Source organism: Cobetia sp. 3AK (assembly GCF_029846335.1).
GTDB lineage: Bacteria > Pseudomonadota > Gammaproteobacteria > Pseudomonadales > Halomonadaceae > Cobetia > Cobetia marina.
Genome location: NZ_JARWKR010000014.1, coordinates 47,156 through 63,801, shown reverse-complemented (window position 1 = coordinate 63,801; position 16,646 = coordinate 47,156). Strand labels below are relative to the sequence as shown.

The window sequence follows — 16,646 nt, the reverse complement described above, 5'->3', positions numbered from 1 at the left end:
GCCATTGCCGATGGCAATTACACCGCCACTGCAGTGATCACGGATGATGCCGGCAACAGCTCGGCCGAGTCCAACACGATTGCCGTGGATGTCGATGCGACTACTCCAGACGCTCCATCTCTTGAGCTCGTCAACGACTCGAACGTAGATGGAGATCGTGTCACCAACGAGGGTGAGGTCCTGGTGTCTGGCCTGGAAGACGGCGCTACCTGGGAATACAGCGTCAACGGTGGGGTAGATTGGCAAGAAGGCACTGGAAACAGCTTTATCCTTGACGAAGCTGTTTACACCACCGGCGACGTACAGGCTCGCCAAAGTGATGTCGCCGGAAACACCAGTGAGACAGGAGATTTGGAAGGCCTTACGGTTGACACCACTCCTCCAGTAACTCCCACCATCAGCCTGACCACTGATACCAATATTGATGGCGACAACATCACGAGCATCGGAGAGGTTACCGTCGATGGTCTTGAAGACACCGCCACATGGGAGTACTCAATCGATGGTGGCAATACTTGGGAAATCGGCATAGGCGCGACGTTCGATCTGGATCAAGGCATCTACAATGATGATTCCGTTCAAGTCCGCCAGAGCGACCTGGCGGGAAATACGAGCGATATCGTGGCTTTGAATGTTGAAGTCGATGTCCTCGCACCGACCACCACCGTCACCATCGACGCCATCAGTGAAGACACCGGCACCGCGGGCGACTTCATCACCAGCGACAATGATGGCCTGACGATCACCGCCACGCTGGATGCTCCGCTGGCCGAAGGCGAAACGCTGCAATACAGCAGCGATGGCGCCACCTGGATCGATATCCCCGAGGGCAGCGTGACCGGCACTGCGGTCAACTACGAAAGCGGCCTCACCGAGTCCGCCACCGTACAGTTCCGTGTGCAGGATGCCGCCGGCAACACTGGCCCGGCGGCCTCGCAGGATGTCGTGATCGATGCGACCGCGCCGACCACCACCGTCACCATCGATGCCATCAGTGAAGACACCGGTGCCGAGGGTGACTTCATTACCAGCGACAATGACGGCCTGACCATCACGGCCACCCTGGCTGCGCCGCTGGCCGCAGATGAGACCCTGCAGTACAGCACCGATGGCACCAGCTGGATCGATATTCCCGAAGCCAGCGTGACCGGCACTGCGGTCAGCTACGACAGCGGCCTCACCGAGTCCGCCACCGTGCAGCTCCGTGTGCAGGATGCCGCCGGCAACACTGGCCCGGCGGCCTCGCAGGATGTCGTGATCGATGCGACCGCGCCGACCACCACCGTCACCATCGACGCCATCAGTGAAGACACCGGTACCGCGGGCGACTTCATCACCAGCGACAATGATGGCCTGACGATCTCTGCCACACTGGATGCGCCGCTGGCCGAGGGCGAGACCCTGCAGTACAGCAGCGATGGCACCACCTGGATCGATATCCCCGAGGGCAGCGTGACCGGCACTGCGGTCAGCTACGACAGCGGCCTCACCGAGTCCGCGACCGTACAGTTCCGTGTGCAGGATGCTGCCGGCAACACAGGTCCAGCGACCTCGCAGGATATCGTGATCGATGCGACCGCGCCGTCAGCAGCAGATAACTCCATCGATTTCGTGGATGGTGGAGACGAAACGCTGAGTCTTGATGAGATCATCAGCGTTCAACTGACAGGGGCAGTGGAAGATGGCATCGATAGCAACGATGTCGTGATTACCATCACCGATAGCGAGAGTGGCTCCATTACCGTCGATGTGGCGGATATCACGATCACGGATGGCATCCTCAGCACCACTGGGCAAGACCTTTCCGGGCTGGCAGAAGGTGAGCTGACAGTGACCATGAGTGTCACTGATGAAGCAGGAAACACGACAGACTTCGTTGATACCACCACCAAGGACACCACTGCGACGCTTGGTACAGGTAGCACTGCTGTCACCGAGGATGCACTGACAACAGAGACGGTCGAATCTACTCAGACAGTCGAACCAGCTGCCTTTACCTTCAGCTTCGCAAGATTTGCCGCCCTGCCCGCCACTGAAGATGACAGCGATATAGAAGAAACGACATCAAGCGGGCAGCTGACGTATACAAACGTGTCTCGTGATGCCAGCTTCGCCCTGGTGGCGCCTGCGGATACGACACTGAGCCAGGACGGAACTGATCTCGAGTGGGTGCTGAGCGAAGATGGCCAGACATTGCAGGCCGTGAATCCAGAGTCTACCGAGACGGTATTGCAGATCACTATCGATGACACCGGCACCTACAAGACCGAGCTGTTCTCGACCCTGGATCACACGCTGCAAGGCGAAGACAGTCTGAACTTCTCTGTCGGCGTCACGCTGACGGATGGCGACGATATCCTGACCAGCGATATCAGCGTCAAGGTGGTGGATGATGTGCCTGAGGTAACCAGCTATCAGTCTTATACAGTAACGGCAGGTGCTGCAGCAGTCAGCGGTAATCTGCTCGAGGCCGCTGGTTTCGGTGCGGATGGCGGCTACATCAACAGCGTCACGTTTGAAGGCGTCACCTTCACCATTGCTGAAGACGCAACGGATGGCTATACCCTCAGTACCGCCGGCACCTCAGAGATCATCGATCTCGCGTCTGATGTGGCAATCACTGATGGCGTACTTTCCATCACGACGTTGCTGGGCGAGACATTCGAGATCAACCTGGTAGACGGTTCATATGATTACGAGTACACGGGCGTATTGGATATTGTTTCACCTGAGAATAGTGCGCCTTCAGCCAATGTAGCGGATACCGGTGGTTTGCTGGGGATCGTAGACGTAGAAGCGCTTGGCCTACTCGATCTTGCGGGAACACAGGACCTGAGCGTCAGCGATGTCGACAACAATATTGAACAAGTGGAAATCACTACCCAAGGGCTTCTGAATATCAGCAGTGATTCACCCAATGTGACAATCGGCTTCTCCCAAGAATTGGCAGATGAATTTGGGCTCAACGCAGAACTTGTCAGTACGGGCATAAATATAACAATTCCACTAGTTGGTACGATCTCCATCCTAGGAGAATCCACCCTGACAGTCACTGCAATGGATGGCGGTACTATTGATCAACAACAGCTGAACGAATTCCTGGCAACGGTGACTTTGACCTCAGACGATGTGCTGGATGTAGATCTGCTGGGCTCTACCACCATGACCGTCAAGGATAGTGATGGTGCATCGGACACCAGTTCAGTGGGCGATCTCTTGGGCCTCACGCTACTGGACGGTGAAGACAGCGGTGCCAGTGCGAATATCATCGATGGAGTTCAGGATGCCACTGGAGAAGATGCCAACGAGATACTTGATGTGCCTACCGAAAGTGCTCGCCTCTATGGATACGGTGGCAATGACACCATCATCGGCAGCAGCGAAGCCGATATCCTGCGCGGCGGTGCCGATGACGACATCATGGATGGTGGTGCCGGCAGTGATCTGATGATAGGCGGTACCGGCAATGACACCATGACCGGTGGCGATGGTGTCGATATCTTCCGCTGGGAGGAGGGTGATCAAGGAACGACCGCTGCGCCTTCTGATGACGTCATTACAGACTTCAACGTCAACGCGCTGACAGATGCCGACAACCCGGGTGACATCATCGATCTGTCGCGACTGTTGCAGGGCGAGGGCTATGTCACCTCTGAACTCAACAATCTCTCAAGCTATCTGGCCTTTGAACTGGTGGGAGCAGATACCGTGCTGTCGATCAGCAGCGCGGGAGCATTCACGGGTGAAGAGACCGATACCGGGCTTGTGGATCAGACCATCACCTTCGAGGGTGTGGATCTGTTCGAGACTGGCGAGGACAGCGCCGATCTGATCGCACGATTGTTGGAAGAAGGCAAGCTGCTGGTCGATGAGGCCACGTCATCCACCGTGCTGGGGGACATCTCACGCGAAATCGAGGTCAATGCGATCGATGGGGACGGAGATACGGCACAGGGAGATCTGGTCTTCGCGGCAGATGCACCGACGATCGTCGAGACCTCGAACTCCGCGCCGACGGTGGCTGGCTCCAGCCAGCAACTCCTTGGCCTGGTGGGTCTGGACGCCCTGGGCATTCTCGATCTGTCGCAGAATGATCTCTACGTGGCGGATGTCGATGGCAACTTGACCAGTGTGACCGTTTCCTTCGCGCCACTGGTCAACGTGGACCTCAGCAGCCTGCTGAGCGCACCGGAGTTATCCGTCAACACGGCTCTGGCAGAGGAGTTCGGGCTCTCGATCGAGACTACCAGCAGTGCTGGTCTGCTGGGCCTTGTCGCAGCTGAAGCCTCCATCACCATCACGTCAACTGACGGAGGCACGATTGACAACCTGCAGATCAATGAACTTCTGAGCACACTGGACTTCAATCAAAGCGACCTCGTGAGCCTGAGTTTGCTTGACTACCTGTCCATCAGTGCAACGGACAGCGAAGGCGCCACGACCACCCAGGCTCTGGGATCACTATTGGATGCCAACCTGCTCGACAGTGCAGAAGGCAGTACGGTATTCATCGATGACGAGGCCGCAGATGTCATTGATGCAAGTACCGCAAGTGACGATGTCAATCTCTACGGACTGGATGGGGATGACACTCTGACGGGCGGTTCTGGCAACGACCTGATCCGTGGTGGTGATGGCGATGACATTCTTGTCGGTGGAAGCGGCGATGACCTGCTGTTTGGTGAAGCTGGCGACAACAGCTTCGACGGTGGCCTGGGCGATGACACCATCGTCACCTCGACACTGACGTTCGATATCGATGGCGGGCTCGGTACGGATACCGTGCAGTTCGATGGCACCGGAGAAAGCATCGATCTCAGCGCATTGCTGGCGACAGATTCCGGCAGCAGCGAGATGCTCAATATCGAAGTGCTCGATATCAGTGATAGCAGTGAAAGTGGGACGACGCTGACACTGGATGCCGATACGGTGCTCAACCTCACTGATGACGAGGATGTGCTGCGTATCGAAGGTGACAACAACGATACAGTCGAGGCTGACGGTGCAGAAATGGTCGGCCAGGAAGTGATCAACGGCGCGACCTATGATACCTACGCGCTGGGGTCTGCCACGCTGTATATCGATCAGGATGTTTCAGTCACGACCAACGCTTGAGGCATGAATAGGCGAAACAGCCGTCCGATATCGGGCGGCTGTTTCGTTTACCCGTGCCCATATCAGAGTATCGACCATGAAGCCTGGTCAGCGTGGAATCTCGAGTCTTCCAATGAGTGTGACATTGTCGCTGAGCGACCGGTTCCTCTAGCGAGCCGTCATCGCACAGAGCGTTGTCGCACCCTGCTGGAACTCGTCAAGTCCCGATGACCTGCATGCCTTTAACACTCAAGAAAATAGCTGGACGCTTTACCAGAAACCATTCTGAGACATCGTGATTCATGGATTGAATAATAGAGGCCGAGCATTAGCGCTTCAGAACCTGGACAAGTTCATGGCAGAAATGACCATCATCACACTGCACGGAAGCCCTCCCGATTGCCACAATACGCCCTTGGCATTGACGCCAAGCGAAAATGGATTCACGTTGATATTGGCCGGAACACAGACGAATACCTTTTTCGTGATCGTTCAACGTATTGGAGTCACCGTCACGACAATAGAGGTCGCTCGACAGTGCTACGCCGAGCTCCTGGTCCACCTGATCGATCAGCACATTCGCGACAGTTCGAATATCAGTACAGAAGAACTCAAGTCCTATATCACTCTAGAGGCAAGTGATCATTCATCACGAACTCCCCTCCTCGATGACTTTCTCGCCCCCTGAGCCAATCCATTCCTTGAGCGTCAGACAGATATCCCGGCATCCCATTGATATGCCTCCTTGTCAGGAGATTCAGGGAGAAAGGCCGCATTTCAGGGATGGCGTGACGACCACCTCCTGAAAATTGCCTGATGCCTCCAGATTTCAGTCTTGAAGCGTCAACTCCTCACTAAGACCTGTCTTCACTGCTTGAGCACATGCCAAGACGGCACAACCGACACAGTGGTGTCGCCAGACCTGAAAAACCCGCCTATGCCTGTAATGCCTATTGGGTTGCTACATTCACATGCCAGCTTGCCATGAGGACGTGCGAAGATAGGCAAACCTCATGGCGTCATGCAGATCAACGTGACCGGCTCCCTTACTGCCCTGCATGCATGTCCAAGCCTTCACCTGAAAGATTTCTTGCAGGAGACATCCTTGTATTCGATTCGTCTGTGGGCCGCACGTCACGCGCGACTGCTGGAGCTCACCTATCGGGCCATCGAGCCGGTGATCATCAAACTGCATCCGCTGTGGAAGTCCGTCGGTTACGCACGCGCCGAGAGGCCTGTCGCCAGCTTGGAGCAAGCCTGCAAGGGTTTGCTGTTTGACTGTCAGATGTGTGGCCAGTGCATTCTGAGTTCTACCGGCATGTCCTGCTCCATGAACTGCCCCAAGAATCTGCGCAACGGTCCCTGCGGCGGTGTCATGCAGAATGGCAACTGTGAAGTCGAACCGGACAAGCGTTGTGTCTGGGTGGAAGCCTGGGAAGGCAGCCAGCGAATGAAGGACAGCGACGCGATCCAGGTCGTGCAGGTGCCGGTGGACCACCGCCTGCAGGGCACTTCATCCTGGCTGCGTGTGGCTCGGCAAGCCGCTGAGCGTCGAGAGAGCCTGAAATGACCTCCAGACTCACTATCCCGGACAACACCCAGGCGCCACCTGCCGAGCGCGATGGCAACGTCGGTCACCTGGAGCGAGTGCTCAGAAGCGGTCAGTTCGCCGTTACCGCCGAGCTGGCGCCTCCCGACTCGGCTGACCCACAGGACGTCCATGCACGCGCGCAGCTGTTTGCCGGCCATGTCGATGCCATGAACGCCACCGATGGCTCGGGCGCCAACTGCCACATGTCGAGCGTGGCGATGTGTGCCCTGCTGGCCCGCGAAGGCCATGAGACGGTGATGCAGATCTCCTGTCGTGACAGAAACCGCATCGCCATCCAGGGCGATGTGCTGGGGGCCTCAGCGCTGGGCATCCGCAACCTGCTGTGTCTGACCGGCGATGGTGTGCAGGTCGGGGATCACCCCGAGGCCAAGCCGGTGTTCGACCTCGATTCCCTGTCGCTGCTGGAAATCGTCGCCGGACTGCGTGACAAGCACGCCTTCGCCAGCGGCCGATCACTGACCTCTGCTCCCCAGGTATTTCTGGGCGCCGCCGCCAACCCCTTCGCCCCGCCCTTCGCGTTTCGCCCTCATCGTCTGGCCAAGAAGATCGCCGCCGGTGCCCAGTTCATCCAGACACAGTACTGCTTCGACCTTCCACGCTTTCAGGACTTCATGCATCGCGCTCGTGATCTGGGCCTGGTGGAGAAGTGCTTCATCCTGCCCGGCGTCGGCCCGCTGGCCTCGGCACGTACCGCCGAATGGATGCGCAATCATGTCCCGGGTGTGCATATTCCCGACGCGATTCTCAAACGCCTGGAAGGCGCCAAGGACCAGAAAACCGAGGGGCGAAATATCTGCATCGAGATGATTCAGCAGTTGCGGGAGATCGAGGGTGTGAGTGGCGTGCATATCATGGCGCATCGTCAGGAAGCGTCTGTGCCGGAGATCATCCAGCGCGCAGGCATTCTGGGGGAACGAGTGCCATGAACACCCGAACCTCATCCAACCCCTTCTCCGCAAACCCGCTGACATATGACTGATAGCGTCAGACTCCAGGAAGCTACGGAATGGATATTTGCTCGGCTATCTACGCACCACGTCCAATCCCTAAAGATGTTGCGCACAGGGTCTGGAATGGCCACGGTCTTCAATAACGTCTCATCTATTCTTGACCCAGGAAAAACGTCTTGAATCAACCTGAAGAAGATACTTGCGAATATCCTGACGGTCCTTATGGTTGGCGCGATTGAAGATGATTCTTAGCTCACTATCAATAGCCTCCTCACTCGCACCACGTTCAATCGCTTTTTCGTACCACTCATGACCGAGACTGACCTGTCCACCTTCCATATAAATTGCACCCAACAATGTGCATGGTCTGAAGTCTTTACTCATGAGCCCGTGAGCGATCATTGCTAGATCAATAGCCTCGTCTCGGTGTCCGAGGTCACGTTGTACACCACCAAATGTTGTATGAAATGCGGTTTTCATTTTTCTTGATGCCATATTTACAATATCAATAGCCTTGAGAATTTCAGCAGCTCTGAGAGATTTTCCGCATTTTCGATAGTGGCTACTGGCATTAATCGCCATCCATACATCTTGACTACGATTGAAATGTTCCTCGTAAAACCTGGCCTCTGCATGATGATAGGCTGACCTCAACTCTTTGCTGAAATAATCCCGGCCATGTGTAGAAAGCCACAGCAAATCATTTTCGAAAAGACGATTGTCTTCATCAATTCGACGCAATATATCCATCAAACGATGAAAGTCGATTTTCTCAATGTAACAGTCGATAGCATACTTATTTCTCAGAAATCGATTTTTCATCCTGGCTTTATATTGAGGTGTCTTTTCTAGCGCCTTTCGTTTCTCCAAGGATTTTTGTTGTGCTATTCGGACACTCTCTTGTCTTGCTTCCTCTATCAACCGTGCTTCTTCTTCCTTTGCGATCCTGTCTAGCTTGGCTTTCCGTATTCTGAGAATCTGCTCTTCTTCTGCTTCTTGATGAAACTGATCAAAAGGGATGTCTTGCATGATAAATTTCTTTAGGGCCAGCAGACCCTGACTATCCAAGTATCGTAATGATAGCTGAGATATGGGTTCTCCCTGCTGAAGCCGCTCCAAGATACCAGTAATTCTGGTGGCGGGTAATTTTGTACCCGGCAAGTCATCAACATGATATTTCCGAGAAACAACTTCCCTATCGTTTGACATCCCATGTTCTCTATATATTTTCAGAACGCTGATCATAGCATTGCAGTAATGAGAACTCTACACTTCATGATCAAGAAGAGCATGCTATCCACATTATACAAAGGGCTAAATCGGAAGGTGATTTCTGATATATTACAATAACAATAGATAGTAAGATCATCTTATGACCTATGACTGAATCAAGATAATCACCATACATTCATCTCTCCCTTTCAGACCAGGCCCGATGGATATCCATACACTATTTCTGCTGGTTTTTATGCCCTCCAGTAGAGAAAACAAGCCAGTACAGGAAGCTAAATTTATCCACACTGAATTGAAGCGAGTACAAACCCGGCCACTACGGATAGTCATTTATAACCTCCTTGAATAAGGACCATATTCTAGTGCCGGGACACTCAATGTGTGACAATAAAGTAGAGATTGAAAATGAATGATAACAATAGAGAAAACCTCTCCCATTAATAATCAATCAATTCCACCACCATCTCCTTACCCTCCCAGACGATACGCAACCTTCCCTCCTCCTGCTTCAGAATGACCTCCTGACTGACACAGCTGGCAAGGATGCAATGCTGTCGCTGGGCAGGAATTGTCCACGTCATGTGAGCGACATCGGGGTTTGCATCGCTGTCGATGATGATGTGCTCTTCTCGCTCTTCAGCGTAGCCATGAGTCACTTCAGGAGTCAGTTCCGGGTGGCTTTCCAGGCGCAGTCGGTAGTCACGCTGGCCTTCGCAAAGTGTTACTGCTTTGCCCTGCTCGTCGGATTGAAGGCCAGCTTTCAGTGAAGAATGCAGCTGCCACTGCACAGTAAATGGCTGCTGACTTGAGAGATCATCAAATATCACGATGCCGACACCTTCCAATAACACGATGGTGCGTACATAGCGGATATCACCTGTATAGGCAGCGCTCAAGTCCAGCCGATGAGCCACCATTCCACCCGTTCGGGTACTCGAGATAACGCGAGCTATCGCTGCTGGATCATCCAGAGACTGCGCCACTCCATCGATCAATGGCACGTTGTGGGCAAGTGAGGTGCGCGTCCATTCACGGTGATGCTGGCTGCCGAAAGCATAACCGTAACTTCCTGTGGGACATAAAACGGAGCGACCGGTATCGATGAAACTCACATTGCCTTGATCACCATGGCGGTGAGAGCTGTTGCCGAAGGGGCTGCAGCGGTAGCGCAGCTCCAGCTTGCCGAAACGATCGAGACCATGCCCGGCATGCGGGTAGAAAGCATGACGGGAGTCATCAGGAGACTTATGCCGAGATCCTGTCTGCTGCTCACTACGTTCGTGTGCAAGACGTATCTGATCCAGCGTCGGGATGACATCCAGCAGATGCAGAGCATGGATCTCGATCGACTCTTCCAGCTGACGGCTCTTATGCATATCGTCCCGGCTGCCAAAACGCTGGGCGTAGATCCGCAGCGGATTCTGAGCGAAGAACCCTGGCCACTCTTTGCCATCGGCATAACACCAGAAACCATCTCCGAAGGGATGCAGGTCATTGTCCGTCACGACGAAGTCGCGGCAGTACGTCAGATAGTTGACGTAGAAGGGATGCTGATAGAACGAGAAGCCGGATAACCGCTCCACCGCAAGAAAGAACGGATGAAACCACTTGGTATAGGAAGACGAATAGAAGGCACCCTCTGCCCATCCGCCATCCGCACTGCCATAGAACGGCAATACGCCTCGATAGAGGTCGAGCGCACACTGCAACCACTGCGTGCACCTGGTGCGGTCGTGTTCCTTGTGCAGCACCAGCGCTGCCACACCGAGATAGGCTGGCAACCGCGACGTATGTGAATGACCGGGATATTGCACGAAGTCATCCTGCTCGAGACGATGCATCATCTGCTCGGCGACACGTACCAGCAGCGCTCGGGCAAAGGAACGCTCTCCATCCGCCAGCAGCGGCGTCAGCCAGTGATAGGCCAGGAAGACATTTCGCGCCAGAGACAACCCGACCTCATCACCCCACTGGCAAGGTCTCTCCAGGGTGGCAGGGCCATCCGTGCTCCATTCCGCCAACGTGAGCAATCGCTCGACGGCAGCCTCGCCTGCCGCGACATCCCCCTCGATGCGATAGAGCAGGCACAGTGCCATCAGGTCACGATCCACCCATTCGCGTATCCGATGGATGGCCAGACGCTTGTAACGTTCACGCCCCCGGCGATGGTGGTCAGGATATTCCGGCAACCCGTTATCCAGCGCGACTCTGGCTGTCGCCCGCATACGGGGAATATCCTCGGCAGCGACCTGCTTCACCAGTGGAAGGTCGGCATCGAGATACAGCATCCATTGCGTCTGTGCTTCGCAGGCGGCAAACAAGACTTCTGCACGTGGCGGGAGATACTCAGGCTCTCGGCCGGTCAGGGTGAACTCGACCCACTGCGAGCTTTCCCCCATCTCGTCAGAGACACGCCACCGATATCCCCCGACCTCGAGGATATCCTCAAGAAGCACCGGGGAGGTGACCTGCTCACGACAGAGTGAGTCTCCCGATTCCGTCCTCACCAGCTCAAAGGTGTAGACGCTGTCGGTCGTGGCCATTGGCCAGGTAAAAGCGGGCGGGTTGGTACAGGCCGGCAGTGACTCGCAGGGCGAGAGGAAGACCTGAAAATCGTGATCTCGTGTCAACAGCAGCATCCAGCCTCTCCTTCAGATCCAATGATATTCGCCGGTGTCACGGTCAATATGACCAATCTGACGCGCTGGCATACCAGCGAAGATGGCATAGTCCGGCACATCGCTCGTGACCACGGAGTTGGCACAGATCAGGCAACAACGGCCCAGCACGCACCCAGGTGTCACGACCACGCCAGAGGTCAACCACGCGCCATGCTGGATGATGACGCGACCTTTCACCTCATCCGAGCGATCACTGAAACGGTCATCCCGTGGAGAATATTGATGGTTGGAGGCCACGATCGAGACATTGGGGCCGATGAGTACATGCGGATAGATGGTGACATCCCCATTGATGTAAGCCTGTAGGCCGATATAGACCTGCTCATGAATGGCACTCCTATCATGAGGGCGCACGATGGCTCCCGGCGCAATGCGGATGCCCTCTCCTGTGAATCCCAGGATACGGGCGCGTGCCTGGTCATCCTCGCGGTTGTTGCTCGCCTGTAGATAGAGCGTGAACTTCTCGAACTCTTCCTCGCTCAAGATGCCGCCATGCCGGGCCTGAACCGATGGCGTGGCGTGAATGGCGGACCTAGGTCGCTCGGGCATGATGGCTCCTGATGGAACATGACGATTTTCGGGTCGAGTCACTCAGCATGGGAGAACATGGGAAAAGAAGACATCCTCTCCCCCATGCTGGTAACAGTCACTTGCTGTCCAAGGGGTTACGAATGAGAAGGCCGATATGCTGCTTTTTGTACCTTTTCCTGACCGAACCGATTCATGAAGAAGCCCAGGATGCCTAGAATCGCGGCGATGCTGACAAAGATGAGACGTCCCGTCATCTCGTTGGGCACCAGCACCAGCAGCAGGACACCCAAGGCTGAGGCCATCAGCAATTTCCCCAACAGCTGGTAGGGCTGACGATCCAGCTCGAGTGTCTCGGCAGTATCCTCGGACACCACCGGGGTATCCACGTTGTCGAAGAACCGGGCGATCTCCGCGGCACGTTCAGCCGAGGGCACCTTGTAGAAGAGTGTGGTGAGCAGGAAGAACGGCAACGTGATCAACATGTGTGCCCCTACCCCGAGGGTGACTGACTTGAGTTCGGCGAACTCGCGTGCCTCCATCGGCTCGGACATGCCCATCACGGACTGCACAAGCTCCGGCGTGACACCGAAGGCGATGATGGCCGACACGCACATACCGACCAAGATGGTGCCCCAGCCGGCCCAGTCAGGCGTCTTGCGTACGAAGAAGCAGAGAATGGCGGGGATCAGCAATGGGAACCCGACCAGAGTACCGACGATCATCATGGCATCGAACAGCCCGAACTCCTGCAGCGTGGTCAAGAACAGTCCCGCGCCGATCACGATCAACCCGAACATCGCCGTGAATATCTTGCCTGCCAGCATCAGCTTGCGTTCATCACCGTCCTTGCAGAAATATGGCTCATACACACTCTTCACCAGAATCCCGGCATTGCGATTGAGGGCGGAGTCCATGGACGACATGGTGGCCGCGAACATCGCCGAGAGCATCAGTCCCACCATGCCCAGGGGAAGCTCGCGCTTGACGAAGATGTAATAGGCCGCGTCCGCCTGATTGCTGCCGAGATCTGCCAGCCCCCAGCTGGCCGGGTCAGGGTAATTCCCAGCCACATACCACGCGGGAAGAAACCAGATACTGGTGCCGAAGAGCGTCAGGCCACAGGCAAGCAGTGCTGCCTTGCGCGCATGACGCGTGTCCTTGGCGGCCACATAGCGATAGGAATCGATCATGTTGTTGGTACTGAAGAACTGTTTCACGAAGATGCAGATGAACCAGCCGACGAACAGATATCCATAACTGTACCCATCCCCGAGGAAAGCATGCTCCGGCAGGCCTCGGCTCATCAGATTCTCCACGCCGCCCGACTTGACGACCGCCACCACCGCCGCGACGAAGGTCATCACCGTCAATAGCACCATCTGCAGAAAATCGGAGGCGATGACCGCCCAGCTGCCACCGACCAGGGACATGAACAGGACAACGAAGCCAGCCCCTGCCACGGTCTGCTCGATGGGGATATCCAGCACGGCACTGACGAAGACAGAGAGGCCATTGAGCCAGATGGCAGCCTGCATCACGTTGAGCGGCACATTCGCCCAGGTGAAGACCTGCTCGTTGACGCGACCGAAGCGCAGGCGAATCCCCTGGATGGGGCTGACCACTCGCATCTGCCGAGCCTTGGCGGCAAAGAAGAGGTAGTTGATGAAATACCCCGTGGCATTGGCCACGAAGACGATGACGATGGAGATCCCGCCCGTCAGCGCCTTGCCCATCAGTCCGGTGAAGGTCATGGCACTCAGCGACATCATGAATGCCGTGGCGCCGACCATCCACCACGGCATGCGACCGCCACCTCGGAAATAATCGTTTGTCGAACGAGTCGCGGAGCGATAGAGCCACCCCAGCAACATTAGAAATGCAAAATATACCAAGACGATCAATATATCGATGCTCATCTTGTGCCTCTTGTATTTATTTGGCGTATGGCGTGCAGAGATGAAGCGCCGTGCCGCGGCAGGGCACTCCGATGACTTCCGGTCTTAAGGGGGGGGGGCAGTGCGTAACTCATCACCTGACGAGCACTTTTCGAGCAGGACCCCGTAGCGTCACGCCTCTCCTTGAATCAAGCGAATGAAATGGCGTTTCACCAAAGCTAGCAAGCACACCAAAAATATGAAATGTCGTTTTAATTCTTGTTTAATATATAAATATGTATTCATATTACGGGTTCGACAAACCATGATTATACGCAGTCAATTTCACGAAAATTCTCTTTTCGAGCGCCCCGCTTAAAATACAAGTCATTGATATAGAAAAATAAAATCGAATTTATCCTTTGGTCTTACAGGAGTGATTCGCTGGATTTCTTGACACGCAAGACCTCCTATATGCGACCAATGGCATGTCAATATCATCGTCCATCGCAGCCGAGAGTCCCTGGTATGAGTGGTAGTTAAGGGAGTGCTCCCCCCCACGCCCGGCAGTCACGAGAACACGTCAACCGCCCAGTGACGTCAGCATCTTCAGGCTGAGCATTCACGTCATCTCGCCACGACTCACTCCATAAGAAAAATGCATACCCTCCGATAACACTCACCCCCTACTTAGGTCCCATGCCTCGCTCCCATAATGGCCACGATATACAACCGTGCTAATGGAGAGATGCCTGCATGTCCCTGACCAATGCCCTGTCCGACGCGCTGCCGCTGACCCTGAGCGAGTCGCCGCTGTCACTGAACCTGATCACCGCTGAAGGCCACGAGCCGGTCAGCCCGCTGTGGCTGCGCGAGCGCACCCAGGACCCGGAGCAGCTCGATGAGGTCACCACCCAGCGCCTGTTCGATTCGCATGCCATCGACGTCAATCTCGAGTTGACCGCGGCGCGCCCGGTCGATGAGGCGCACGTGGAATTCACTTTCAGTGACGGGCATTGCGAGGTGTATGACCTCACCCTGCTGGCGCATGAGCTGCAGGGCATCACGCCGTTCCCCAAGGCCGAGAGCTGGGATGCGGGCATCGATCAGCAGGCGCAGCGCGTCGACTGGGAGAAGATGGGCAACAATGAGGACTTCCAGAAGGCACTGGAGGCCTATCTGCGCTTTGGCTACATCATCGTGCAGAACGTGCCGACCGATCCGGAGCGCATTCTGGAAGTGGCCGGTCACTTCGGTTACGTGAAGGACACCAACTTCGGCAGCTACTTCGAGGTGTATTCGCGCCCGACCGGCAACGATCTCGCCTATCGCAGCGTGGCACTTGGACCGCACACCGATAATCCGTATCGTGATCCGGTGCCGGGCATCCAGATGCTGCATTGCCTGGTCAACGAGACCACTGGCGGCCTGTCCACGCTGGTCGACAGCCTGAATGCGCTCAAGCAGCTCAAGGCCGAGATGCCGGAAGGCTATGAACTGCTGCGTACCACCCCGGTGGGCTTCCGCTTCCTGGATGCCGGTACCGAGCTGACCACGCGTCGCTGCGTGATTCGCGAGAATTCCGATGGTGAGCCGATCGGCGTCAACTACAGCCCGCGTCTTGATCATCTGCCGCACATGTCGCTGGAGAACACGCGCCGCTACCATCAGGCCCGCCAGCGTCTTGGACAGCTGTTCCAGGACCCTGCCAACGAGATTCGCTTCCAGCTCGAGTCCGGTGAGCTGATGATGTTCGACAACACCCGCGTGCTGCATGGCCGTACGGCGTTCGACACCAATGAGGGGCATCGTCACCTGCAGGGCTGCTACATGGACAGCGACGGCCCGCGTGAGCGCTTCGCCACGACCCTGATGCGTCAGCGTCAGCAGCAGGCACAACAAGAAAACCGTGAGGAAATGGCGTAATGGATCAGGTTTCATTCACCCAGATGAAGGACGGCACCGCAGAAGACTATGCGTTGCTCGAGCGTCTTGAAGACCAGTTCAATGAAGGGCTGGTGGAGCGCCTCAAGCTTGCCCTGCGCAAGCTCGATGATGGTCTGAGCGGCTACAAGGTCAGCCGTCTGGAGCACTCCCTGCAGTCAGCGGCACGTGCCGAAGCCGACGGTGGCGATGATGATCTCGTCGTCGCGACCCTCCTGCATGACCTGGGTGACGAGCTGGCGCCCTACAATCACTCGCAGCTGGCCGCCGCCATCATTCGCCCGTATGTGCGTGCCGAAGTGACCTGGATCATCCACCACCATGGACTGTTCCAGAAGTTCTACTACGGTCACTTCTACGGCGAGGACCGCAACGAGCGCGAGATCTACAAGGATCACCCCTGGTATCAGAAGTGTGTGGATTTCTGCGAGCGTTATGATCAGGCGGCCTTCGACCCCGACTATCCGACCCCGCCGCTGGAGCACTTCGAGCCGGCTCTGCGTCGCGTCTTCGCACGCAAGCCCTTCGATCCGGACGTGATCGGCGAAGAGCCCGCCGGCGGTTTCGACAGCCGCGTCTGAACGTGTGGATGGCGGGCGCATGAATCGCGCCTGACCTGCTCCACTCCTGTGCTTGACCATTGCCCCCACTGGCCCACCCAGTGGGGGCAATGTGGTTTGTGGGCGTTGCGTTGAGCGCACCACGCCAACAGGGGGTTGAACCTCGC

Annotated in this window: 10 protein-coding genes; 6 read left to right on the top strand and 4 right to left on the bottom strand. The window is 56.0% G+C overall.

All coding sequences use genetic code 11. From position 1 onward, the window contains the following. Nucleotides 1-33 precede the first annotated feature (33 nt). The 4 genes from QD228_RS16230 (at nt 34) to QD228_RS16215 (ending at nt 7,632) form a co-directional block, all read left to right on the top strand. Nucleotides 34-5,115: an Ig-like domain repeat protein gene (locus QD228_RS16230; protein ID WP_279876060.1), complete on the top strand. Its 5,082-nt coding sequence runs from the start codon at nt 34-36 to the stop codon at nt 5,113-5,115. A 334-nt stretch (nt 5,116-5,449) separates the two neighbouring features. Then, complete coding sequence (locus QD228_RS16225) at nt 5,450-5,782, top strand: hypothetical protein (protein WP_279876059.1); 333 nt, start codon at nt 5,450-5,452, stop codon at nt 5,780-5,782. Nucleotides 5,783-6,199: 417 nt separating this feature from the next. After that, nucleotides 6,200-6,664, top strand: coding sequence for a methylenetetrahydrofolate reductase C-terminal domain-containing protein (locus tag QD228_RS16220; RefSeq protein WP_279876058.1), 465 nt, complete (start codon nt 6,200-6,202; stop codon nt 6,662-6,664). Further along, a complete protein-coding gene (locus QD228_RS16215) occupies nt 6,661-7,632 on the top strand; it encodes a methylenetetrahydrofolate reductase (RefSeq protein ID WP_279876057.1) in 972 nt (323 codons plus the stop codon). Before QD228_RS16220 ends, QD228_RS16215 begins: the two co-directional genes overlap by 4 nt. Before the next feature lie 171 nt (nt 7,633-7,803). Here the strand turns inward: QD228_RS16215 and QD228_RS16210 are convergent, their stop codons facing one another. The 4 genes from QD228_RS16210 to QD228_RS16195 all read right to left on the bottom strand — a co-directional run bounded on the left by QD228_RS16210 (nt 7,804) and on the right by QD228_RS16195 (nt 13,972). After that, on the bottom strand, nt 7,804-8,865 hold the full coding sequence (locus QD228_RS16210; protein WP_157109442.1) for a hypothetical protein: 1,062 nt from the start codon (nt 8,863-8,865) through the stop codon (nt 7,804-7,806). A gap of 461 nt (nt 8,866-9,326) precedes the next feature. Next, nucleotides 9,327-11,177 (bottom strand): heparinase II/III family protein, encoded by a 1,851-nt coding sequence (locus QD228_RS16205; RefSeq protein ID WP_279876056.1) that lies wholly within the window; start codon nt 11,175-11,177, stop codon nt 9,327-9,329. 363 nt (nt 11,178-11,540) lie between these two features. Then, a complete protein-coding gene (locus QD228_RS16200) occupies nt 11,541-12,119 on the bottom strand; it encodes an acyltransferase (protein WP_176494370.1) in 579 nt (192 codons plus the stop codon). A gap of 116 nt (nt 12,120-12,235) precedes the next feature. Further along, entirely contained in the window at nt 12,236-13,972 is a 1,737-nt protein-coding gene (locus tag QD228_RS16195) for a transporter (RefSeq protein WP_255304538.1), read from the bottom strand. Nucleotides 13,973-14,731: 759 nt separating this feature from the next. Between QD228_RS16195 and QD228_RS16190 the strand changes: the two genes are divergently transcribed. Both QD228_RS16190 and QD228_RS16185 read left to right on the top strand, forming a co-directional pair. Beyond that, entirely contained in the window at nt 14,732-15,901 is a 1,170-nt protein-coding gene (locus tag QD228_RS16190; protein WP_279876055.1) for a TauD/TfdA family dioxygenase, read from the top strand. Beyond that, nucleotides 15,901-16,500: an HD domain-containing protein gene (locus QD228_RS16185; protein ID WP_077373977.1), complete on the top strand. Its 600-nt coding sequence runs from the start codon at nt 15,901-15,903 to the stop codon at nt 16,498-16,500. Before QD228_RS16190 ends, QD228_RS16185 begins: the two co-directional genes overlap by 1 nt. Nucleotides 16,501-16,646: the final 146 nt, after the last annotated feature.

Coding starts and splice junctions, on each gene's coding strand:
- QD228_RS16225 (WP_279876059.1), top strand. CDS start 5,450: ATGGCAGAAATGACCATCATCACACTGCACGGAAGCCCTCCCGATTGC.
- QD228_RS16215 (WP_279876057.1), top strand. CDS start 6,661: ATGACCTCCAGACTCACTATCCCGGACAACACCCAGGCGCCACCTGCC.
- QD228_RS16210 (WP_157109442.1), bottom strand. CDS start 8,865: ATGTCAAACGATAGGGAAGTTGTTTCTCGGAAATATCATGTTGATGAC.
- QD228_RS16205 (WP_279876056.1), bottom strand. CDS start 11,177: ATGCTGTATCTCGATGCCGACCTTCCACTGGTGAAGCAGGTCGCTGCC.
- QD228_RS16200 (WP_176494370.1), bottom strand. CDS start 12,119: ATGCCCGAGCGACCTAGGTCCGCCATTCACGCCACGCCATCGGTTCAG.
- QD228_RS16195 (WP_255304538.1), bottom strand. CDS start 13,972: ATGTTGCTGGGGTGGCTCTATCGCTCCGCGACTCGTTCGACAAACGAT.
- QD228_RS16190 (WP_279876055.1), top strand. CDS start 14,732: ATGTCCCTGACCAATGCCCTGTCCGACGCGCTGCCGCTGACCCTGAGC.
- QD228_RS16185 (WP_077373977.1), top strand. CDS start 15,901: ATGGATCAGGTTTCATTCACCCAGATGAAGGACGGCACCGCAGAAGAC.